This is a genomic window from Lapidilactobacillus bayanensis (assembly GCF_003946695.1).
Classification (GTDB): Bacteria; Bacillota; Bacilli; order Lactobacillales; family Lactobacillaceae; genus Lapidilactobacillus; species Lapidilactobacillus bayanensis.
On sequence record NZ_RHOX01000020.1, the window covers coordinates 18,064 to 40,268 of the forward strand.

Below are 22,205 nucleotides of genomic sequence, written 5' to 3' on the forward strand. Positions count from 1 at the left end.
TGCAGGCACGAAGAATAGCAATATAACTGTTTCTAATTTCAGCACGCTAAGGTCCACATTCCACACGACAATAAGGAAACAACTGTCGTACGAAAAAAGCCCAAGACAAAATAACACTTTGTCTTGGGCTTAATTGAATTATTCAAACTTTAGAACCCTGCCATTAATTGTGCTTGTTGCAACTCCAGAGCTCGAACCTCACGTGGTAAGAACCGACGAATTTCGTCTTCGTTGTAACCGACTTGTAAACGTTTCTCATCCATAATAATTGGACGACGCAATAAGCCCGGGTTTTTCTCGACTAGATCCAGTAATTCATCCATTGTTAAATCATCCAAATTAATTCCTAATTCTTGGAATACTTTTGAACGTGTTGAGATGATTTCTTCTGTACCGTCTTCAGTCATACGTAAGATTTGTTTAATTTCATCTTTGGTCAATGGTTCAGAAAAAATATTTCGCTCTTTAAAAGGTATATCATGTTCTTTCAACCATGCCCGCGCCTTGCGGCAAGATGTGCAACTTGGAGATGTATATAAATTTACCATAACATTCGCTCCTTCACCAACAAATCTGTGATTAACGTTCAGAAACACTTAATCAATTCACAAGTCTATTATAACCATAATCAAGAATAATTACTAGCCTTTTCTTTAACTTTTCTATCTAAAAAGTATCATAATCAGTCTAAAGTCCTAGTGATGAGCATTGATATAACAGCCTTTATATTATTAATGGCGATTGGTGAAGGGTTGTAATCAATTTTAATGTTAATTTATGATATTGATAATTTTTTTTCAAATGAACAATAATAATATTGTGAACCGGTACGTCGTGAAAGCCTATGAGTAAAGGAACTTGCTTACTTTTTAACAGTGAATATTCTAATTAAAGTAAAATCTGGAGGCCCGTACTGGCTAATTGAATTGGTATACCATCTACTTGCTGCTTTGCTTCACGTAAAATCCGCTGATGTTCAATCTGTTGTGGTAAATGACTAAGCAACAATTGCTTGGCTTGTGCAGCCGAAGCAAGTTGACCAGATTGTGCCGCCGTCATATGCCACATTTTGCCAACTTTAGTCGAATCGAAGTTAGTATCTGTAATCAATAAATCAGCAGCCTGCGCAAAATCAGTCAACCCTGAAAAATATCGTGAATCAGCTGTAAAAACTAAGATTTTACCCATCTTATCAACAATCCGCATCGCAAAGGTTGGTACCGGGTGAATGGTTCGACAAAACGTAATCGTTAATGGGCCAAGTTGTAAAGTTTCATCAGGATCATAAGCTCGACCGATTGTAGCGGTTGGCCAAGTTAAACTGCCAAAATTCAGAGGATCTTCAGTATTACCATAAATTGGTAGCAGTTTTTCTTTACGCTGACCTTGCCGTAATTGCCAGTAATATTGCAATACCCCAACATCTGCAATATGATCCTGATGATAATGTGTTAAAATCACCGCATCCAATTGCAAAGGATCCAAATATTGCTGCAAGACTTTTAAGACACCACTTCCACAATCCAACAATAAAGAATAGCCGCTATCTTCAACTAAAAAGCCCGTCGTTCCGTCTGTTGCTGTGGGATAACCACCATAATAACCTAGAACTGTTATTTTCATTTCTAACATCCTTTCTTAAAATTCGCCACGCATCTTGTGACGTTCTTAAATTAAGTGCGATTAACGCGGTCGTTGCTCAGAAGTTCGCGTTAATTCAACAATGCGTCGATACCGATGAACTGTAAAAATATGAAACGCGCCATAAATAACCAAAACTGCCAGTGTCAATGCATACAATAGTCCGAGTTGTAAGTGATCGAGATTACCACCAATCACCTTCATGATCAACAAGCCATTCGCAATTCCAAAAATCACCGGCAACAAATAAATCAACCGATTATGCGTACTAATAATTTGATTGATTTTAGCTTGATTAATCCCCATCTTCTTCAACGTTAAATATTCATAACGGTCATTATCCGCCTCGGCTAATTGACGTAATGAAAAAATACTAGCCCAGGCAAAAGTCATTAAAACACCCAATGTTCCGACAACAAAAACCGTTAATCCTAACGCACGTTGCATTAACACATGAGTCGGTCCGCGGACGTAAAAATTATTACTTTCATATTGCGCGACCTTATCATGATCGCGTCCTTGGTAAATGTGCATCTTAACTTGACTTAACTTTTTCGCGTCAACAAATTGTAATTGACGCACGGCATCATCGACATATGATGCTTCATCAATGTCATTCAGTGTTTTACCCGCTGGTGCAATTTTTCTCACTGAATAAGCTAACAATTCCCGGGAATGACGCGTCGTAATCTGTTTAAAAACAGTATCCGAAACAACCAACAAGCGATCGAAAAACAAATAGCCACCTAATGGATAGGCACGCGAATACGCTGCAATCTGTAATTTAGGAATCTTTTTTTGTGCGAGTTGAATTTTGTTTTGCAATAAAACAGAAACCGGTAAATGTTGCAGATAAAAATCGCGTGATACATACAAAGCCTGATCTTCAGTTAAGTTCAACAAGGGCAAGTTTCGTTGATGGCGACGTGCATTACGATAATCCTGCAACGAAATAATCTCTAATGGCAAGGCGTGACCCTGCATAATTTTTTGTGCATGCGGCCCTTGCAATTGCGCCGCTGTAATCTTAATCGTGAAGTTGGTGAGTTGCTTACTTTTACCGCCATGTGTGCGAATCTTCTTCAAGATCGTCTCTTGATGTTGGTGGTCAGTCACAAAATCGATCGGTGTTTCCTCTTGAACCGTTCGATTGCCAAACGCGAATAAAACTGCTGCCAAACCCAGCATCACAATCGAAGCCGTCACAAACAAAGTAGTTAACGTTAACGACTGATAATGTTCGACGAACTTATCCTCAGTAAAAGCAAAATCCAATAGATGCCGTCGAGCAAAGCCATTATGGCGACTTCTTAGCCAGTGTAAGAGTGTTGGCAATCCATTACGATATGTTAGCCAGACGCCCAGCAAGAGCGTTAGAATGATGAAATACGTGGCATATGAGCCCGGTTGATTAAACCGCAATGTCTCTAAAAATTGAAACCAATTAAACCGCAATAAAATACAGTAACAAGCAAGTAATAAGACCGGCCCTAACCAAGCTAAAAATCTATTTAGCGGTGTTTGCAGCCGATGTCGGTGACTATTTTCCGGATATAATAGGCGGACCATCTTGAGCCGGATTATGCGCGCCGAATCAACTAACGCAACTAAAATAAAAACGCCGACAAAACTGCCAGCCGTAATTAACAAAGCCGAACCAGAAAACCAATGATTTGTTTCAGCAACCACGCCCATTAAACGCAATAAGAGCATGTTATAAAGCTTACTAAACAACAAACCTAAAACCAAACCGATGCCTAACTGTAAACCCTCACCCATTAGGTTTTCTGCTGAGAATAGCAGTGCCAATTGTGGGTGCGTTAATCCCGAAACTAATAAAACACCCATTTCTTGGTGTTGCTGCTTCATGAAAAAGCGGTTGGCATAAACGATAATCGCAAAGCTAAAAAGAACGATCGTCACAAATAAAATAATCAGTAAAACAAAAATACCACCAAAGCTCACCATTTGTTGCAGTTTTCGATCATTATAGGCAGCTAAACTTGCATAAGCAACCATAATCAATAATGAAATCGCCACAATATAAAGTGCCCGGCCGATTAAATGACGACGAAAGTTACGATAAGCGGTTTTGAGAATCATGTTGCACCACTCCTCCTCCAATTGCCGCTTGCATGTCAATAATCTGATTAAAGAATTTCTGACGCGTCCCTGAACGAACAACCTCAGAGAAGAAGGCGCCATCTTTAATGAATAAAATTCGATTACAATAGCTAGCCGTGAAGGCATCGTGCGTCACCATCATAATCGTCGTCTCATCTTCCAAATTAATCGTAGCCAAATATTGCAGTAACTCAGTCGCCGACTTTGAGTCCAAGCTACCGGTTGGCTCATCAGCAAATAAAATTTGCGGCTTGGCCATTAACGCCCGCGCCGCCGAAACACGTTGCTTCTGGCCGATTGACAATTCGCTGGGATAACGATCTAGTAACTGAGTTAATTCCAATTGTTGACTAAAGTGCGTCAAACGTAGTTCAATCTCATCTGTCGGTATTTTCGTCAACGTTAGTGGGAAGATTATATTTTCACGAACAGTTAAGGAAGTTAGTAGATTAAAGTCTTGAAAAATAAAACCGATCTGATCGCGACGGAAATTAGCTAGCTCGCTTTCGGGCAAATGCGTAATTTCTTGGCCAGCTAGAAAAACTTGCCCTGTTGTTGGTTGATCAATCGTCGAAACAATATTCAACAACGTTGTTTTACCAGCGCCAGAAGGACCCATAATACCAACAAATTCGCCACGGTCAATTTTAAAACTCAAATTGTTTAACGCACGCACCAAAGTAGCACGCGCTCCAAAATTTTTGGATACTTGTTTAACCTCAACTATTCGCATCACAATCCTCCTAACCTTAATGATCCAATTAATGTACAAAAAATGAATCTAAACTACTTACATGCTTTTTTAAATGACTGCACCATGATAAGCACGAACGGGAATATGCGCAAAATCTAAATCGCGCAAATCCAAAGGCGTATCTGTAAAATAAGTCGTTGCTTCAGCTAACATCAAGTTTAATCGTTCAGTTACCTGAGCAACTACTACAACTGGCAACGGTGGCAATGACTGCGGTGCACGCTGCCATTCATTACGGGCGTGCCAATAGCCAACTTCAAAGGTCGTTCCATCGTCGGAGCCGTTTAGATTGGTCTCGGAATCAGCAATCACCACTAAAACATCGGCACCCTTAATTCCGTCCAAATCACATTGAAAAACGCGTTGCCGCCACTCCAGCGACATCGGGGTTAACTTCTGAATATCCGGATCCTGATCCGTTTCATCCTTGGGACTAAAAACCGCATCAACGGTTGCATTACACTCCAATAATGCTTTAACCTGTGCTACTCGTCGTGCTTCAAAACCATGTTTATCAAAAAATGGACCTGCCAAATATACTTTAACCATGAAATTCACCTTGATCTTTTCGATTTATTTTATTGTTTGTAATTAATTATATCAGTTATTACTTTCTTATAATGAGCATACTATATCAATAATAAAAAACAACGACTATTAACGAACAGTTTTGTAAGTTATGAGAGGTCCTTGAACATTACAAAACCTAGAACTATTATTTTGCGCTTCTTCGTGCCTGCGGAAAATGCGCTGGTGGAACGCTGCGAGCATTGGTTTGAGCCGAATCAAAACCAATTCGTCTCAAACTCAAGCTTTGTTGTAAGTGGTAAACCACTAACAACAATTCCGCGGCTGACCGCGATTTCCCTCCGGCACTGACAAAAGAGATCTGGTGGTGCGATTTAACTTCATGTTTGTGCTTCTCAAAATTTTAAAGGGTAATTCAACCGCTCGTCAATTCAGCGCTTGCGCAAAGGTTGCCCGCTCGTTTGTTTAGTGAGGGAAAATAAATACCGCTCAGTGGTGATATTACTGTTAGTGGTTTACCACTTACAGTAAGACCTGTCTTGAAGACAATTTTGTAAAAATTGGCTTCAAGCAGTGTCCACCACGTTCCAGCGAAAGTATTTATTTTCCCTCACGGCACCTCGCACGTTCCATATGCAACCTTTGTGCAAGCGCAAAAAAGCAACAAAATAACAGTTCTAGTTGCCACTATTTTGATCAGTACCTTCACTGCAGCAAGTCATGCCATACACACAAAAAAATACCGAACATTGTAATCAAAATTTTTGCAGCACAAAATCATGCGATTATTTGTGTTTTAACTTTAAAACCAGTAACATTGAATCAGAATTAGCTGAGGAGGCGGACTGCATGTACAAAGTGATGATTGTCGAAGATGATCAAACAATTGCTCAATTGATTGCCGAAAACATTGAAAAATGGCAACTTAGCGCTTATATCATTCGCGATTTCAATCAAGTTGAGGCTGAATTCAAGTCACAGAAACCAAATCTTGTTTTAATGGATATTAATTTACCTGTTTATGATGGTTATTATTGGAATCAAAAAATCCGCGACAATTCAGAAGTGCCCATTATTTTCATCTCGTCCCGCAATACCAACATGGATATGGTCATGGCCATGAATATGGGTGCCGATGATTTCGTAAACAAGCCCTTCTCAATGGAAGTCTTAATGGCAAAAATCAATGCCTTATTACGGCGGACCTATGGTTATCACGAACAAAACACCACGTATTTAGAGCATAACGGCTTAAAACTCAATTTACAAAGTGGCGACGCCCAATATGGTGAGCAAATCATCAATCTATCTAAAAATGAATACAAGTTATTGCAATTTATGATGCATTCCCCCGGTAAAATTATTTCCCGTGATCGTTTATTACGTGAACTTTGGGAAGACGAGCGTTTCGTTGACGACAACACCTTAACCGTTAATGTTAATCGCCTGCGTCGCAAGATTGAACAGGCAGGTTTAAAAGATTTCATCGTCACTAAAGTTGGCCAAGGTTACTTAATCCCTTAACAAGGATCTGACTAAATCTTACTGACTTACCACGCCAAAATTTATCCCATTTTGCGTAGAAAGGACTCTTATGAATTTTCGTTTTTTCTTGCGTGACCATTTACTGCAAATTTGCTTCTGGTTGATTGGTTTATTCTTACTGAATTTATTAATTTGGTTGGATCCTTCACACACCCTAGCTTTGGTTAATCTCTTCTATTTGGATTTATTAATGGTCCTTTTTTTGAGTATTTTCTTATTTATTTTATACTTGAATCGCCGCCGTTGGTTCCAAGAAATTGATCAAAAAATTAAAAATCCTGATAATATTTTGAATGCACCGATTGAAGACGCGCACACTTATAGTGAACAGCAAATTCAAACTTACGGACAAACACTAATTGACACACACCGGCAAATTTTAAATAGTGTGGTGGCTGAGCAAAACGACCAGCGTGAATTTATTGACAGTTGGGTCCATGACATTAAGGTCCCGCTGGCTGCCCTACAACTAATCAGCGATGACTTAGAATTAGATATTGGCGAGCAGAAGTATTACCAATTAACAAGTGAAGTCGAACGAATTAATCACTATGTGGAAGAAGTGCTCTACTATTCGCGTTTGAGTAATTTTGCCAATGATTACTTAATCGCCCAATATGACTTGAAGGCCATTGTTAATCCAGTAATTCGTGACAACATGAATTATTTCATTCATAAACACATTCAACTGAAGCAAGAAAACCTAGATTACACGGTTTTAACCGATCAGAAGTGGCTTGATTTTATTATTCAACAAATCATTAGTAATAGTTTGAAATACACACCAGATAATGGTACTATCACCATCAACGTGGCGGTAACGACTGCAGATCTACAATTGCAGATTTCTGATAACGGCGTTGGGATTAGTACTGCGGATTTGCCACGAATTTTTGAAAAAGGCTTCACTGGTGAAAACGGCCGTAACGCTGATACCCACGCCACTGGTCTAGGCTTATATCTCGCTGCAAAATTAGCAAAAAAATTAGGCCACAGTCTTTCTGCTACTTCTGAAGTTGGCGTGGGCACGACGATTACGATTCATTTCCCCACCTTAAGTTATTACAACAGTCCTGGTAGCAAGCAGCGTTTGCAACCATAACACCGTTCTTACTTGTATAACGGTACAGGCTAAACTTAATGCACGTGTTTAAACAGTTTTTTTGTTAAACTATTTTATTAACAGCATCTATCCTTTAAATCGAGGTATTTAATAATGACAAATGACTATATTCAAGCGCTAACAATTGCTGGCAACGATTCTGATGGTAGCGCCGGCATGCCTGCCGATTTACACAGTTTCTTCTGCCGTAATGTTTATGGCATGGGATTGATCACCTCTGCAGTTTCTGGCAATTCCTATACAATTGAGGCTGCACATATTATCCCAATTGATTTCATTGAACAGCAATTTAAAACTTTGGCTAAAGATTTCCACATTCGTGCTAGTAAAACCGGTATGTTGGCTAATGATGACGTCATTAATGTTGTCGCTGACAATTATCAAAAGGTTGATTTTGGCCCCTTGGTCGTCGATCCGGTTATTATTACCAAACACGGTTCAATGCTACTAGAACAAAGTGCCTACGAAACTTTCCGTGAAAAATTATTACCGTTAGCAACAGTGCTAACTCCTAATTTCTACGAAGCGCAAAAGTTAACCGAATTAGCCTTAGACACACCTGAAGAAATCGCCAAAGGTGCGAGAACTTTACAAAAGTTGGGCGCTAAAAACGTCATGCTAAAAGGACGCCATGATGATGCGAGCCAAGCAGAAGTGACTGATTACGTCTTGTTAGAAAACGGCGACAGTTTCACTTTAACAGAATCATATATTCACACCAATCGCGTGAATGGCACTGGCGATACGCTATCAGCTGTCATCGCTGCAGAATTAGCTAAGGGTAACGATGTTGCCACTGCCATTAAAATAGCGAAAAAGTTTGTCCATGAAGCAATTGCCCATCCTATTGAAGTTGGCCACCAATTCGGGCCAATCAACCACTGGGCTGCAGCAAAGAAGCTACCAGACTAGCCTTAGGTCAGCAATTTAAGCTTGGCATGATTTGTCTTGTTCTTCTTCGTGTCAACGTAACACAGGCTAATGGCGTGCGATTATTGGTGCCGAAATGACTAGTTCAAATTGAAATAACGATTCTAGTTTTTACCACCTTAATTCGGTAACAGATAAGCAATATAAAAATAAGCGTGAAGATCATTGGCATATTAATCTTCACGCTTATTTTAATTATCGCCAGTTGCTTTAATCCATTTCAAAATAACTGACCTTGATCTTGTTAGCTCAATGCTTTTGGTTTACTCATAAGTTTGACTAGCGCTCGTGTTATTCGGATACAACGAGAAGCGTTCAGCGCGATAAACATAACCATTAGTTCCTAAGTTTGAGAAGTACACGCTGAAAATACGTTGACCAGATTTCGTCACTTCTTGAACATTGCTCACTTTACCTTCTTGTAAATAACCATAGTCAACCAAGAAGTTGCCATTACTCATTAAGCGATTGCTAGAAATAACGAGACTAAAGTGACTCTTACCTTGATCTTGACCATTGCTCCAAACCTTAGTAATCTTCTTTTGCTGCAAATTAATTTTATAAACCACGGCTTGAGAATATTTCTTGCTCGTTGATTTTTGACCATTGGTAATGGCGACATTATTATTAAACAGGGCTAAAACATCGGTCTTATTTGTTGTGCTTGGTAACAGAATTGCCGCGTGTTGACCGCCAGTATAGCCAGTCGTACCTGTCGGTGTTAAGACATATTTCTGCAATGATTTAGGCCAAGCCGACTTCTTTTTACCACAATAAATCCATTTAAAGTTTAGCGTTTTGTAATTTATTTTGAAGACCATATCTTGATGACGACCAGAAATAACTAAGTCACCGGTGCTCTTTTGATAATACAGTGAATTCATATGAAACCAGTCTTTAGCTGTTCCGTGCATCAAACTTTTAGCTGTATACATACTTGAAGGCAAAATTTTCTTCAAGTCGATTACTTTAACAATTTTACCTGTCTTATGAGATATCTCAACAATCGTATCTTCGACATACTGGTTCTTAGTATTCTTATTACCAGCGGTCCCATCAGAAACTGTTGCCAAAATATTATGATTTGGTAATTCAATCGCATCATGATGGATCAACGTATATTCTGCGTCAGTATCCGAATTTTTATCTGCCGCACCGGTCCCAAAATGATACTCTTTGTAAACACGACCAGTATAATCTTCTTCGAGCATTTCATTATAGATTAACGCGTCGTTATTTTTCTTAGCTAATCGCAAAATATGACCATTGGCCAATTGCTTGAAAACATGCTGCGAATAATCCGTTGAATACCAACGAATCGCACCATCTGCATCAATCGCAAATGGTTGTTTAGTCGTCCGGACAATGAAGGTCAACTTATTGTTACCGATTGCCATCTTAGTTTTATCGGCTTTTTTAACATCAACTTTAACCGATGCTAAGTTACTCGGCAGCGACGCGGTTTTTAAATGCAGGACCTTAGTTGTCTGTTGACCAGACTTGGTCGTCGCTGTAATTTTCACTGTATTCTGATAATCAGCATATAAGCCCAGAATGCTAATTTGATGTTGCTTACTGTAAGTCTTGTACGTTGTCGAAATCGAAGTCTTGCTCGTCTTGCCAACAACCGTCAAGGAAATTTTACTAGCCTCATCGGTTTGAAAAATTGCCAGTGCCGATAACGGTGAACGGCCATAGGGATTCACTTTAATATAGGGATTATTCAAACGATATTGCGAGTCTTGAAGTGCTGCTTGATATTTTTTGACGGCAGCCTTTTGCTGATTCTGGCGAGTCTTTACTAATTTACTAGCAAGATTCTTTTTGATTTGTTCGTTATCAATAACCCCTGCCTGAATCCGTTTGGCCTGCTCTGAATACCGCCACCACAGCCCAGTTCCAGCAGCAATAATTGCTGCAGCCAACACAACTGCAGTAATAATCTTCGTTGACTTTTTAATGAGAAACGCCCCTTTTCACCAATTATAAATGGCTATTTATGTAAAATCACTCTAAATACAATAACAACAAATTTTGTCCAAAATGTGAAGATTAAACGAATATCTGGCAACATTCACGATGAACTTCAAAAAATCATGGCAATAAAACTGGCTCTAAATAATGCCGAACGTTCACCAAATCAAAAAGGATTTAAGCTACTCGTTAAAACTTGAGTAGCTTAAATCCTTTTGACTTTGGGTAAGTTTTCAATTTAATGTTAATACTTAAAGTCGGCTAAATTAGTCTGCTTAACAGCTGCAATAGTCTTAGTACCTGCTAATTGCATGATTGTCGCAAACTCGTGGTTAATCTCTTGGATAGCATCTTGCACGCCAATTGCGCCACCTAATGCTAAAGCGTAAACAAACGGACGACCAATGGCAACTAAATCCGCACCTGCAGCTAGCGCCTTGAAAACATCAGAGCCACGACGAACACCGCTATCAAAAATAACGGGAACACGGCCATTAACAGCCTGAGCAATGGCACTCAACGTATCAAATGAACCAGGGCCACCGTTTAATTGCCGACCACCATGATTAGAAACATAAACGCCACTAGCGCCGGCACCAATTGCTAATGCTGCATCTTCTGGTGTTTGAATTCCTTTAACGATCACCGGTAAGCCACTGTATGCTGCAATCCGACGAATATCAGTTGGGCCAATTTTTTGAGCGGCAGCGGCATAAATTTCACCAATGCCTTGACCCTTACCAGCACCTTGACTGAATTTCTCTAGGTTAGCCATCGGAATTGGGAACTGGAAGTCGTTCATAATATCAGCTTCACGATAACCATCCACTGTTGCGTCAACGGTAACAATAATTCCCTTAACACCCGCCTTTTTAGCCTCATCAATAACTGCTTCATTGAAGTGCCAATCCTTACTCATGTATAGTTGGAAAAATTGTGGTGCACCATTGCCGGCAGCAGCCGTATCAGCAATTGAAGCTGAAGAATAGGTGCTCTGTGCCATCAAGCCACCTTCAGCAGCAAATGCTTTGGCCGTATCTTTCTCACCTTGAGCGTGAGCCAAACCTTGTGCAGCTAGTGGTGGCATCATCACTGGCGTTTTCAAATTAATTCCGAAAACTGTCGTATTTAAATCGGGTTGATCAATGTTAGCCAATGCCCGCGGATAAATTTGTTTGTGCGTAAAAGCAACACGATTTTGGGCCAAAGTCCAATTATTTTCCGAACCACCAGCTATATAACCGAAGCCGCCTTTAGGAATAATTTTTCAGCTCGTGCTTCTAAAGATTCCAAATTCAAAACATGAATATGTTCTTCACGATCACTTTGTTCATAGCCATTCACAATTGTCATATTATTGACCTCCAGATCACTTAATAGATCCATTGTAATTTGCTGACTTTTTACAAACAAGTAACCTTACTTCAAAGTGTCCTTAATTTAAATATTTCTGCAGTAACGATAAAGCCAAAACGAGAATAAAAAGTGCGATTAACATTGCCGCACTCAGGCAAACGTTAATCGCAAGATTTGTTGCTAATTACCAAAATTGTAACGCTAAAAAGCCTAACACTGATGCGAGATTTTTGGTCTCACTTTTTAAAGCGACTAATCACGATAATTATTTTGCCGCATGACGTTGCAACACGCCATCAACAATATCTTGAATCGTGATTGCCCTCATGCGCTGAAAAGCCGTGTCTTGAATATCGGCGTAAACTTCATTCAGGGTCTCTTGAATATTACCGCCGACAATACATTGAGGGTTGGTTTTAGGGTCAATATGAAGCAAGTCATGATCCATCTTAATGGCTTGATAAACATCCAAAACCGTTATTTCTGCAGGTGAAGTACTCAACGTCGGCGCCGAACTTCCTTGACGCGTATTAATTAAGCCAGCGGTCTTTAAATCCGTCATTAAATTACGAACAGTACTAGGATTGGTTTCGATACTCGCGGCAATGGCTTTACTAGACAAATCGTCATCGCGATAAACAATTAAATACGTCAAGATATGAATCGCGTCGCTTAATTTATAAGAATACTTCACGGTTTCACCCTAATTTCGTTTTAAAATTTCCTTGATTGCTTCAGGAAGACTAGTTAAATTGTGACCCAAAACTTTCGGTAAATCAACTGTTTCTTCTTGCAAAGCGCCATCATCAATTGGTTCTTGGAATGATGCAAACATTGTTGCAGTTGCTTTGTCCAGACCAGTCGCCACTAAACCTTCAATATATTGATTGCGTGTCACTTGTTTAACACTAACCTGCTGATCAGTTGCTCGTTGCAAGGCTGCACCTAAATCAGGATAGCTATTTGCCGGACCAGCGAATTCATAGACTTGTTGTGGCTTTTCCATTGTCAATACTTTAGCAGCCGCCTCAGCATATTCACGTTCCAAGGCCCAGCCGGCTTGATGACCGGCCCAATATGCAGCGGTCTGATTTTGTTGTCCACTTTGTAAAAAGCCGATTTCATTTTCCAAATACCAATTATTACGTAAGAAAGCATGAGCAATGCCACTTTCTACAATTAAATCCTCGGTTAACTTATGATCCGCAGCTAAAGAATCGACGGCCGTTTGTGCATGCGGGAAACTTGTATAAGCAACGAATTTAACCTTGGCTTGTGTCAAAGCCTTAACCACATTGCGCTGTTGCTCGGACCGCGGCAAGCTGCCACCAGGTTGTGACGAAATAAATAAGACGTGATCAACACCTTGCAATGCCGACGTCATTGATTGTTCATCATTATAGTCTGCCTCACGAAGAATCACCTCGCTCGGCAAAACTTGTTGAGCCTTAGCAAAATTGCGAACAATGGCAATTACTTGATCGTTCTCATTCACTAATTGTAAAAGTTTTTGTACTGCAATCGTGCCAAATTTTCCGGTTGCTGCGGTAATTGCATATTTCATAAATTAAGATCTCCATTCACTTGTTTATTTATTTTTAACAAGTTTTAGTTTAACACTTGTTATTTTAATGTCAACAAGCTGAACTCGAAAAATATTTTTTCTAATTTCGTGATGGACACACCATTCTCGTCTAACTTTAAACCACCACGATAACCCGAACACACAAAAAAAGCCATCTTCAAAAAAATAGAAGTTGGCTTTGATGATCCATATTATTTAACTAACTTATCCCAAAGCACAACCTTGTTTTGGGATAATGATTTTTGAACGTCAATAATTCGTTGGTTACTGCTCCCGCGGAATTGCAGGGTCAGATCTTTCTTAGCTAACAAGAAACGGCCATCAACAAGAATATCAATCTTACTTAATAATTCTAGCTTGTCTGGCGTCTCTTGCATCAGTTCATCCCATGTATAGCCAGTCCAAGACCAGATATCCTTAGTGTGACCGAAACGTTCATGCAACGCGTCAATGAGCTGCAAGCACACCTGTGTATTCACGAAAGGCTCGCCACCTAGTAACGTTAATCCTTGCACGTAAGATTGACCTAAGTCATTCAAAATCTGCGTTTGCAATTCTTCCGTATAAGGTTGCCCATAATGGAAATTCTGGGCAGCGGCGTTATAACATCCGGGGCAAGCAAAACGGCAACCTGAAACGTAAAGACTACAACGAACACCCTCACCATCAACAAAGTTAAATGGTTTGTAATCAGCGATATACTTTAAACTTAAATCGGCGGCGCGCCATTCACCTGGCTCAGGATTTTTTGGTAATTTAACAGCTTTTTCAGGCAAATGCTCACACTCTTTCTCTAACCACAAACAACAGCTCTGATAGAATTAAGCATTCCGAGCTTGGTTAGCAACTTGGTTATTGCTAAAACTCATATGCTTAACCCGATGAATGATCTCTTCATGGCGACCATGAACCATTGGCCGTTGATTAGGATTACCTAAGTAACCACAAGTTCGCTTAACCACATCACAAGAAGCAGGATCGCTATTACCACATTGTGGGCACTTAAAGCCTTTTTCCGTAGCGACGAACTCACCCTTATAACCACATTTAAAGCATTGATCAATCGGTGTATTGGTCCCTAAATAAGAGATTTTATCATACGCATAATCCCAGACTGCTTCTAAGGCTTTAGGATTTTGTTTGATATTTGGATATTCACAGTAATGGATAAAGCCACCACTAGTATAAGGTTCATATTCTGATTCAAAACTTAACTTTTCAAAAGGTGTCCAAGCTTTACGGACATCCAAATGGAAAGAGTTTGTGTAGTATTCTTTATCCGTAATATCTTTAACCTTGCCGAATTTCTTCGTATCGGCAGCACAGAAGGTATTCGTTAAAGATTCAGCCGGTGTGGCATAAACAGAGTAGTGATAACCTTCCGCCTTTTCCCAATCTTTGCAATGATTGTATAGATTCTTAACCACATCAATTGAGAACTGCTTAGCTTCAGGATTCTTTTCCCACTCAGGCCCATAAAAGACGGTACAAACTTCATAAATTCCGATGTAACCTAAGGAAACCGTTGCACGACCATTTTTGAATAATTCATCAACGCTATCAGTCGGCTTAAGACGCTTACCAAAAGCACCATATTCATATAAAATTGGTGCGTTATCTGGTATAGCCTCTTTAACGCGATCAATCCGATATTGCAATGCTTCGTGCGCAATGTCTAACTGATTGGCAAAGAGCTTCCAGAATTTATCCTGATCACCAACACCATCATTATCACGCGATTCCAACGCAATCCGCGGCAAATTGATTGTCACGACGCCTAGATTCATCCGACCAGAATTAACATCCTTACCCGTCTCAGGATCCGTCCAACCTTGTAAGAAACTACGACACCCCATTGGCGCCTTAAAACTGCCTGTCATCGCTTTTAGTCGATCATAGTTAATAATATCAGGGTACATCCGTTTCGTGGCACACTGGATGGCTAGCTCCTTAATATCGTAATTAACATCATCTGGTTGGCGATTAGTACCTTCTTTGATTGAATAAACTAATTTTGGAAAAATAGCAGTTCGATGTTCAATCCCCAGACCTAAAATCCGCACATTTAAAATGGCCTTTTGAATTTCCCGTTCATACCAAGATGTTCCTAAACCAAAACCAATCGTGACAAATGGCGTTTGACCATTTGATGAGTACAATGTATTGATTTCGTATTCTAAAGCCTGCATGGCATCATAAATATCTTTTTTAGTCTTGGCTTGGGCGAATGCTTCTTGCTTGGCCTGATCATCAGTAATCATTGCAGCATCTTTCAAATGCTTCTTGTAATTCATCTCTGCATATGGTGCTAACAATTCATCCGTACGGTCACTTGAACAGCCACCATATTGCGAAGACGCAACGTTAGCGATAATCTGACTCATCTGCGCAGTCGCCGTTTGAATTGAATGTGGTGATTCCACGTCAGCATTACCAATCTTAAAGCCATGACTCAACATCTCTTTAAAATCGATTAAACAGCAGTTCGTCATCGGGCTGAATGGTTGGTAGTCCAAATCGTGCCAATGAATATCACCTTTCAAATGAGCGTTGGCAACTTTCGGCGGCAACATTTTTAACCCCATCGCCTTGGAAACAGTCCCCGCTGTTAAGTCCCGCTGCGTGTTGAAAACGCGACTATCTTTGTTTGCGTTTTCATTAACGACCGTTGCATCGCGATCCAACAACTTTTGAATGGTCACATTAATATCTGTGGCTTCGCTACGTTCAAAGTCACGCTCAGTTCGATAACTGATATAGTCTTTGGCAATCTGATACAAATGATGATCCAATAATGTGTGCTCCACAATATTTTGGATTTCATAAATTTTAACATTCTCGTGGAAACGATCAGCAATTTCAGCCAGTACATCATCTAGTACAGTTTGCAAATCATTTAGCGTTTTTAAGTCAACATCTTCGTGATCACTTTCGGTATTGGCAGCTTTTTGCATCGCCTGCGCAATCTTGTCAGGATCGAAGTTCATCACGCGGCCATCGCGCTTAATCACTTTAATATTTAGTGTTTCTGTCGCAACATTTGTCTTCAATTCCTGCATCTCAACAACCTCTTATCTTGATTCATTAATTATAATCATACACACCATATCTTGAAATAACAAGTTGTGGATGACTAGATATTGTGGATAAAGCTGTGCATATCCTGAATAACATACAAAATATTTCAGCCAAAAAAATAGCAGAATTCAGTTGAAACACCGAATTCTGCTACTCATTATTTACGCTATTTTATTCAAGTATGATCAAAAATATTTTGAAATTATTTTGATCAACATTGTTTAAGTCGTGATACAAAAATCTATTTTTTTAAATGTAACGTCATAGCATTGATTGCGACAATAATCGTTGACATTGACATGATCAACGCACCAACAGCTGGATTAATCACAATACCGATTGGAGCTAAGATACCGGCAGCCAGTGGAATCGTCACGACATTGTAACCAGCGCCCCACCAAAGATTCTCAATCATTTTACGTTTAGCGGCTTTAGCCAAATGTAAGAAGTTAACCACATCAGCCGGATCACTCTGAACTAGAACGACATCGGCAGAATCGATTGCCACATCAGTTCCGGCACCAATTGCAACACCAACATCAGCACGCACCAAGGCAGGCGCATCATTAACACCATCACCGACCATCATTACCTTGTTACCTTGACTTTGATAGTCACGAATGACTTTTTCTTTATCTTCGGGTAAAAGTTGGGCTTTAAATTCAGTAATACCCAATACTTGTGCAACTTTAGCAGCAGTTTGTTGATTGTCACCGGTTAACATCACTGGCGTAATATTCATTGCCTGCAAGTTACTAATGAATTGAGCAGCATCAGGTTTAATCTGATCGCCAACAGCTAAGATTGCTAGTGGTTGAGTGCCACTGATTAAGTAGCTGATACTATTACCTTGAGCCGCCAATTGATCATATTGCGTTTGGTCAAAACTAATCTGTTGTTTTTGTAAATAAGCAGCAGTGACAATCTGATAAGTTTTACCAGCAATTGTGCCACTTAAGCCGACACCTTTAATTGTTTTCACATCTGTAGCACTTGCAATCGTCAACTGTGCCTTCTTGGCAGCATTCAAAACACCAGTTGCAATCGGATGACTACTATGTTGCTCCAAACTGGCCATTAATGCCAGTGCTTGATCAGAAGTCAAATCTGTAGTCAAATTCTCGATCGCATTAACGGTAAATTTACCTTCAGTCAAGGTACCAGTTTTATCCAACAAGACGTGAGAAATTGCTGGTGCTTTTTCCATAGCATCACGTTGCTGAATCAAGAGTCCGTTAGCTGCAGCAATTGATGTGCTACGAGCAACAACCAATGGAATTGCAACACCTAACGCATGAGGGCAAGCGATCACAAACACGGTTACCATCCGCGATAAGCCGGTCGCTAAATCCGCATTAATCGTCCAAAAAATAAATGCTAATATCCCAAACACTAACGCAGCGTAAAATAACCAACCGGCAACTTTATCTGCCAATGTTTCAGTCCGCGATTTATCTTGTTGCGCTTTTTTAACCAACTGCATGACTTGTGACAAATAACCACTTTCACCAGTACCTGTCACTTGAACTGTCAATGAACCATCGCCGTTAACAGAACCACCGATTACACTAGCACCAACAGACTTTTTAACTGCTTTAGACTCACCTGTTACTAAAGATTCGTTGACTGAACTTGCACCGCTAAGAATTTTACCATCCGCAGGAATAGATTCTCCGGCACGAACAACAACAAGGTCATCAACTTTAACATCTGCCAACTTTTTATCGATAATCTTGCCGTCTGCTAGTTGTACGTGAGCTTCACCAGGAAGTAGCTGGGCCATCTTTTCAACGGCATTACCGGCGCTCATAATGGCGTTCATTTCGATCCAGTGACCTAGCAACATGATTACAACCAACGTGGCCAGTTCAGAGAAGAAGTCCATAATATGTGCACTGTGGGTAAAATTGTTAATAATAAACGCATAGACACTATAAACATAAGCAACACCAGTTCCTAAGGCAATCAAGGTCATCATCGCTGGTTGATGCTGTTGTAATTCAGCCTTGGCTCCTGAGAAGAATGGCCGCCCACCATAGAAGAAAATAATCGTCGCTGCAATGAGAACGAGCCATTCTGAACCAGTAAAAGTAACCGTAAAAGGCATCGTAATTCCCATTATTGGTGCAAAAATTAAAATTGGTATCATCAAAATCAACGAGACCCAAAATTTTTGCTTCAGATTACCCATATGCATCATGTGGCCGCCGCCCATGTCCATATCCATATCGCTCATGTCCATGTTGCTCTTATCGTGCATGTCACTCATGTTCATATTGCTCATATCATGCATGTCACTCATATCCATGTTATCCATATCATGCATATCAGCCATGTTGTGCATTGAATGCGTCATTTTACTATGGTTCATCTGGTGGTGATCCATTTTCATTTCGTGAGTTGCCTGATTATGTTCTGGCTGATCTGTGACATGTTCTGAATCGTGGTGTTCTGACATCATGGTCTGATTCATTTCCTCAGTGGTCATTTTATGATCATGGTTTTCGTGAGTTGTCATTTTCTGCTGTGCTTGATTTTTATCCGTCATGATTTATTCCCCCATGGTTAATCGCAAAACAAATTTAACCTAATCTACAATTGTAACTTCATCAACGATTAAAGTTTACATTTGTAAATTTAATCTGTCAAGTTATTTTATTTTCTCATCTTCTCATAACCCTATTTCTTTTTGCCAAACAATTGTCTACACTGAGAGATAATAAATTTTATTTGGGGTACTGGTATGCAATTTATTTCAAGAAAGAATTTTATTTTTGGGTCTGTCTTAGCGAGTGTTGCCGCGATTATGTGGGGCTTCTCCGGCGTTACTGTTAGCATGCTGTTTAAGAGTAATCCCGCCATGACACCGCTATGGGTTTGCCAAGTACGCATGTTGACCGCCGCCGTAATCATGCTAATACTTTGCCAAATACGTGGTGAACACCCGTTACAAATTTGGCATGATCGCCAAGCTATTTTGAATTTAATGGCCTATGCTTTTCTTGGTTTAATTCCGGTGCAATACTGTTATTTTAAGACGGTCGAGTACGGCAACGCACCAATTGCCACAATTTTGCAATTTTTAGGACCTTTTGTGATTACGTTGTACTATTCTGTCTTCAAGCGACAAAGACCAACCTTGGTAGAAACAATTGGTTTGTTAACTGCCTTTCTCGGGACATTGTTAATTGTAACCCATGGGCATTTAACACAACTTGCAGTTGCGCCAGTTGTTATTTTCTGGGGGGTTCTTTCTGCGATTGGCGTTGCTGCGAATGCACTTACACCTCGCAAGCTAATTCCTAAGTATGGTGCCTTAAGTACAACTGGTTGGGGTATGCTCATTGCTGGTAGCGCACTGAATTTATTGCGGCCTTTTTGGCAACACAAAGTACCCTTAACTGGTGTAGATATTGGCTTATTGTTAATTACAATTTTAATTGGTACCGTCATTGCCTTTATTGTTTATGCCACTAGCCTGCTTTATATTTTACCAACAACTGCCACTTTGTTAGATGCTTTTGAACCATTATCGGCCACTTTCTTTGCCGTTTTATTGGTTCACACGCACTTACAACAGATGGATTTTATTGGCGGTATCTTGATTATTCTTGCCGTTGTGATGATCACTTCTAATTTACCCGCACTCTTTTCAAAGCTTCAGCGACATCCACAATCCAAGGTGCACTAGTTCGACTATGATAATTTTCACTGACATTTTTTCAAAAAACGTGTTAGACTAATATTATTCTACTTCAAAAAATAACCGTAAATTCCAGTCGTGATGCGTAGCGACGTCAGTAACGCACGCATCACGTCGTGTAGGGAATTTGCGGTTTTTATTTTGCGTAATTTTATAATTGGAGGTATTTTATTTTGAACGAAAAAATTCCACGTTCAGCGTTGCTCAGTATTTTATCAGCGATGCTCTTGAGTTTTATGGGTATTCTAGTCGAAACATCCTTGAACGTCACCTATGCGACCTTGACTCAACAATTAGGCGTTAATTTGGCGACTATTCAATGGTTGACGACCGGCTATTTACTGGTCGTCACCATGATGATGATTGCTTCGGCACACTTAATTAAAAAGTATCCCGTCAAATCACTGTTCCTTTTTGCAATCACGAGTTTTGCCATTGGTAGCATTATTCTTGGCACAGCGGCTAGTTTCCCAATCATGTTGTTAGGACGAATTATTCAAGGTTTATCAACCGGTTTATCCATCCCGCTGATGTTTCATTTAATATTAAGTTCAGTGCCCCGCGAACATTTAGCCACTTATACTGGTATGGCGGCAATGATTATCGCACTTGCTCCCGCTCTTGGTCCTACATATGGCGGGATTCTAACAGCACTTTGGTCTTGGCGGATGATTTTTTGGTTACTAATTCCTTTTATTATCTTAGTCTTGATCTTAGGTATCAAGAATTTATCGTTGCAGCCGGCCGAACCAGCTGATCAATTTGATACGATCGGGTTCATCATGCTTTCCACAATTTTGTTTTTAATTGATTTGGCATTCAGTGAAGCAGCTAAATTTAGTTTCCTCAGCATTCAATTTATCGGCTTACTAACAACGGCTTTAATTTTAGGTGTGCTTTATTACAACTATAATTTACATAGTCGGCGGCACTTAATCGACTTCACAATTTTCAAAAATAAAATCGTCAGCTGGCATCTCTTAGGCTACTTCTTATTACAGTTTATTAATATTGGTTTATCGTTTGTCATTCCCCAGGTTGCACAATTAGTTCTCGGCCAAAGTTCTTCTACTGCAGGAATGATGCTACTACCCGGTGCTTTATTAGGCGCTATTGTAGCACCACTAGCTGGCCGCTTAATGGATAGTTTAGGTCGACCGCTACCAATTGTAATTGGTCATTTCATTCTGATGTTAGGCACGTTAGCCTATGTTCTTTGCAGTCGGCATTTAACTGTCGCTTTAGTCGTAATCTTCTACATGATTTTACGTCTTGGCTTCAACCTCGCCTTTGGGAACACCATCACTGATGCCAGTCTACAAATTGCTAATCAACAAAAGGCAGATATTAATGCGGCATTTAATATGGCACAACAATATGCTGGATCTTTCGGTACAGGCGTTTTAGCCGCGATTATCGGCGTTTATCAAGCAAATTCGGGTAATCTTGCCACCTCCACCGCAAACGGTGCACGCGTCGATTATTGGCTGTTATTCGGCCTTGCAATTATTGCCTTAATCAGTGGTTGGTTTAGTTATCGTGAAAGTATGAAACAACATAAAAACTAATTAGCTCTTGTTCATGATTGCGTGCGTTGATTCAAGGCGAACCAACAGCAACTTGACTTAAGTGCAATTGACTTAAGTATTGTAAATCCCAGAACTGTTATGTTGTGCTTCTTCGTGCCTGCGGGAAATGCGCTGGTGGAACGCTGTGGGCTCGACTTTAAGCCAATCTACGATTGTCTTAAAGCTCGGCCTTGTCGTAAATGGTAAACCATTAACGACAATTTCAGTGCGCCCGGCATGAGCATCAACTAGACGGTGAAAGTCCGTTGCGGGCCGTAGTAGTCGGAACCGTTAGT

Annotated in this window: 16 protein-coding genes and 1 pseudogene; 5 read left to right on the forward strand and 12 right to left on the reverse strand. The window is 40.0% G+C overall.

What is annotated here, in order from left to right:
* Nucleotides 1–149 precede the first annotated feature (149 nt).
* The 5 genes from spxA to EKM65_RS08310 all read right to left on the reverse strand — a co-directional run bounded on the left by spxA (nucleotide 150) and on the right by EKM65_RS08310 (nucleotide 5,068).
* On the reverse strand, nucleotides 150–548 hold the full coding sequence (spxA, locus tag EKM65_RS08290; RefSeq protein WP_125607429.1) for a transcriptional regulator SpxA: 399 nt from the start codon (nucleotides 546–548) through the stop codon (nucleotides 150–152).
* A 340-nt stretch (nucleotides 549–888) separates the two neighbouring features.
* Complete coding sequence (locus EKM65_RS08295) at nucleotides 889–1,623, reverse strand: MBL fold metallo-hydrolase (protein ID WP_125607431.1); 735 nt, start codon at nucleotides 1,621–1,623, stop codon at nucleotides 889–891.
* 60 nt (nucleotides 1,624–1,683) lie between these two features.
* Nucleotides 1,684–3,744 (reverse strand): FtsX-like permease family protein, encoded by a 2,061-nt coding sequence (locus EKM65_RS08300; RefSeq protein ID WP_164506877.1) that lies wholly within the window; start codon nucleotides 3,742–3,744, stop codon nucleotides 1,684–1,686.
* Nucleotides 3,719–4,501 carry an ABC transporter ATP-binding protein gene (locus tag EKM65_RS08305; RefSeq protein WP_125607435.1) on the reverse strand — a complete coding sequence of 261 codons (783 nt, stop codon included), beginning with the start codon at nucleotides 4,499–4,501 and terminating at the stop codon, nucleotides 3,719–3,721. The genes EKM65_RS08300 and EKM65_RS08305 overlap by 26 nt, the downstream gene beginning before the upstream one ends.
* A gap of 66 nt (nucleotides 4,502–4,567) precedes the next feature.
* On the reverse strand, nucleotides 4,568–5,068 hold the full coding sequence (locus tag EKM65_RS08310; protein ID WP_125607437.1) for a nucleoside 2-deoxyribosyltransferase: 501 nt from the start codon (nucleotides 5,066–5,068) through the stop codon (nucleotides 4,568–4,570).
* An 828-nt stretch (nucleotides 5,069–5,896) separates the two neighbouring features.
* On the opposite strand from EKM65_RS08310, the gene EKM65_RS08315 reads away from it, so the two are divergent.
* From EKM65_RS08315 to thiD, 3 genes are all read left to right on the forward strand, one after another.
* Entirely contained in the window at nucleotides 5,897–6,571 is a 675-nt protein-coding gene (locus EKM65_RS08315) for a response regulator transcription factor (protein ID WP_125607439.1), read from the forward strand.
* A gap of 70 nt (nucleotides 6,572–6,641) precedes the next feature.
* The gene (locus tag EKM65_RS08320) at nucleotides 6,642–7,694 is read left to right on the forward strand and encodes a sensor histidine kinase (RefSeq protein WP_125607441.1); all 1,053 of its coding nucleotides are present in this window, start codon (nucleotides 6,642–6,644) and stop codon (nucleotides 7,692–7,694) included.
* Nucleotides 7,695–7,808: 114 nt separating this feature from the next.
* Nucleotides 7,809–8,627: a bifunctional hydroxymethylpyrimidine kinase/phosphomethylpyrimidine kinase gene (gene thiD / locus EKM65_RS08325; protein WP_125607443.1), complete on the forward strand. Its 819-nt coding sequence runs from the start codon at nucleotides 7,809–7,811 to the stop codon at nucleotides 8,625–8,627.
* A 281-nt stretch (nucleotides 8,628–8,908) separates the two neighbouring features.
* Here thiD and EKM65_RS08330 read toward each other — a convergent pair whose 3' ends face one another.
* The 7 genes and pseudogenes from EKM65_RS08330 to EKM65_RS08360 form a co-directional block, all read right to left on the reverse strand.
* Complete coding sequence (locus EKM65_RS08330; RefSeq protein ID WP_164506878.1) at nucleotides 8,909–10,570, reverse strand: aryl-sulfate sulfotransferase; 1,662 nt, start codon at nucleotides 10,568–10,570, stop codon at nucleotides 8,909–8,911.
* A 293-nt stretch (nucleotides 10,571–10,863) separates the two neighbouring features.
* Nucleotides 10,864–11,972 (reverse strand): annotated as a pseudogene (locus EKM65_RS08335) (lactate oxidase).
* Between the two features lie 268 nt (nucleotides 11,973–12,240).
* Nucleotides 12,241–12,669: an Rrf2 family transcriptional regulator gene (locus tag EKM65_RS08340; RefSeq protein ID WP_125607447.1), complete on the reverse strand. Its 429-nt coding sequence runs from the start codon at nucleotides 12,667–12,669 to the stop codon at nucleotides 12,241–12,243.
* A gap of 9 nt (nucleotides 12,670–12,678) precedes the next feature.
* Entirely contained in the window at nucleotides 12,679–13,539 is an 861-nt protein-coding gene (locus EKM65_RS08345; protein WP_125607449.1) for an NAD(P)H-binding protein, read from the reverse strand.
* A gap of 212 nt (nucleotides 13,540–13,751) precedes the next feature.
* Nucleotides 13,752–14,336: an anaerobic ribonucleoside-triphosphate reductase activating protein gene (gene nrdG, locus EKM65_RS08350; RefSeq protein ID WP_125607451.1), complete on the reverse strand. Its 585-nt coding sequence runs from the start codon at nucleotides 14,334–14,336 to the stop codon at nucleotides 13,752–13,754.
* A 45-nt stretch (nucleotides 14,337–14,381) separates the two neighbouring features.
* Nucleotides 14,382–16,619 carry an anaerobic ribonucleoside-triphosphate reductase gene (gene nrdD / locus EKM65_RS08355; protein WP_125607453.1) on the reverse strand — a complete coding sequence of 746 codons (2,238 nt, stop codon included), beginning with the start codon at nucleotides 16,617–16,619 and terminating at the stop codon, nucleotides 14,382–14,384.
* A 260-nt stretch (nucleotides 16,620–16,879) separates the two neighbouring features.
* Nucleotides 16,880–19,111, reverse strand: a complete 2,232-nt coding sequence (locus EKM65_RS08360) for a heavy metal translocating P-type ATPase (RefSeq protein WP_449823194.1) — start codon at nucleotides 19,109–19,111, stop codon at nucleotides 16,880–16,882.
* A 270-nt stretch (nucleotides 19,112–19,381) separates the two neighbouring features.
* On the opposite strand from EKM65_RS08360, the gene EKM65_RS08365 reads away from it, so the two are divergent.
* Nucleotides 19,382–20,329: a DMT family transporter gene (locus tag EKM65_RS08365; RefSeq protein WP_225420436.1), complete on the forward strand. Its 948-nt coding sequence runs from the start codon at nucleotides 19,382–19,384 to the stop codon at nucleotides 20,327–20,329.
* Nucleotides 20,330–20,514: 185 nt separating this feature from the next.
* Nucleotides 20,515–21,909 carry an MFS transporter gene (locus tag EKM65_RS08370; protein WP_125607455.1) on the forward strand — a complete coding sequence of 465 codons (1,395 nt, stop codon included), beginning with the start codon at nucleotides 20,515–20,517 and terminating at the stop codon, nucleotides 21,907–21,909.
* Nucleotides 21,910–22,205 lie beyond the last annotated feature (296 nt).

Coding starts and splice junctions, on each gene's coding strand:
- spxA (WP_125607429.1), bottom strand. CDS start 548: ATGGTAAATTTATATACATCTCCAAGTTGCACATCTTGCCGCAAGGCG.
- EKM65_RS08295 (WP_125607431.1), bottom strand. CDS start 1,623: ATGAAAATAACAGTTCTAGGTTATTATGGTGGTTATCCCACAGCAACA.
- EKM65_RS08300 (WP_164506877.1), bottom strand. CDS start 3,744: ATGATTCTCAAAACCGCTTATCGTAACTTTCGTCGTCATTTAATCGGC.
- EKM65_RS08310 (WP_125607437.1), bottom strand. CDS start 5,068: ATGGTTAAAGTATATTTGGCAGGTCCATTTTTTGATAAACATGGTTTT.
- EKM65_RS08315 (WP_125607439.1), top strand. CDS start 5,897: ATGTACAAAGTGATGATTGTCGAAGATGATCAAACAATTGCTCAATTG.
- EKM65_RS08320 (WP_125607441.1), top strand. CDS start 6,642: ATGAATTTTCGTTTTTTCTTGCGTGACCATTTACTGCAAATTTGCTTC.
- thiD (WP_125607443.1), top strand. CDS start 7,809: ATGACAAATGACTATATTCAAGCGCTAACAATTGCTGGCAACGATTCT.
- EKM65_RS08345 (WP_125607449.1), bottom strand. CDS start 13,539: ATGAAATATGCAATTACCGCAGCAACCGGAAAATTTGGCACGATTGCA.
- nrdD (WP_125607453.1), bottom strand. CDS start 16,619: ATGCAGGAATTGAAGACAAATGTTGCGACAGAAACACTAAATATTAAA.
- EKM65_RS08360 (WP_449823194.1), bottom strand. CDS start 19,111: ATGAATCAGACCATGATGTCAGAACACCACGATTCAGAACATGTCACA.
- EKM65_RS08365 (WP_225420436.1), top strand. CDS start 19,382: ATGCAATTTATTTCAAGAAAGAATTTTATTTTTGGGTCTGTCTTAGCG.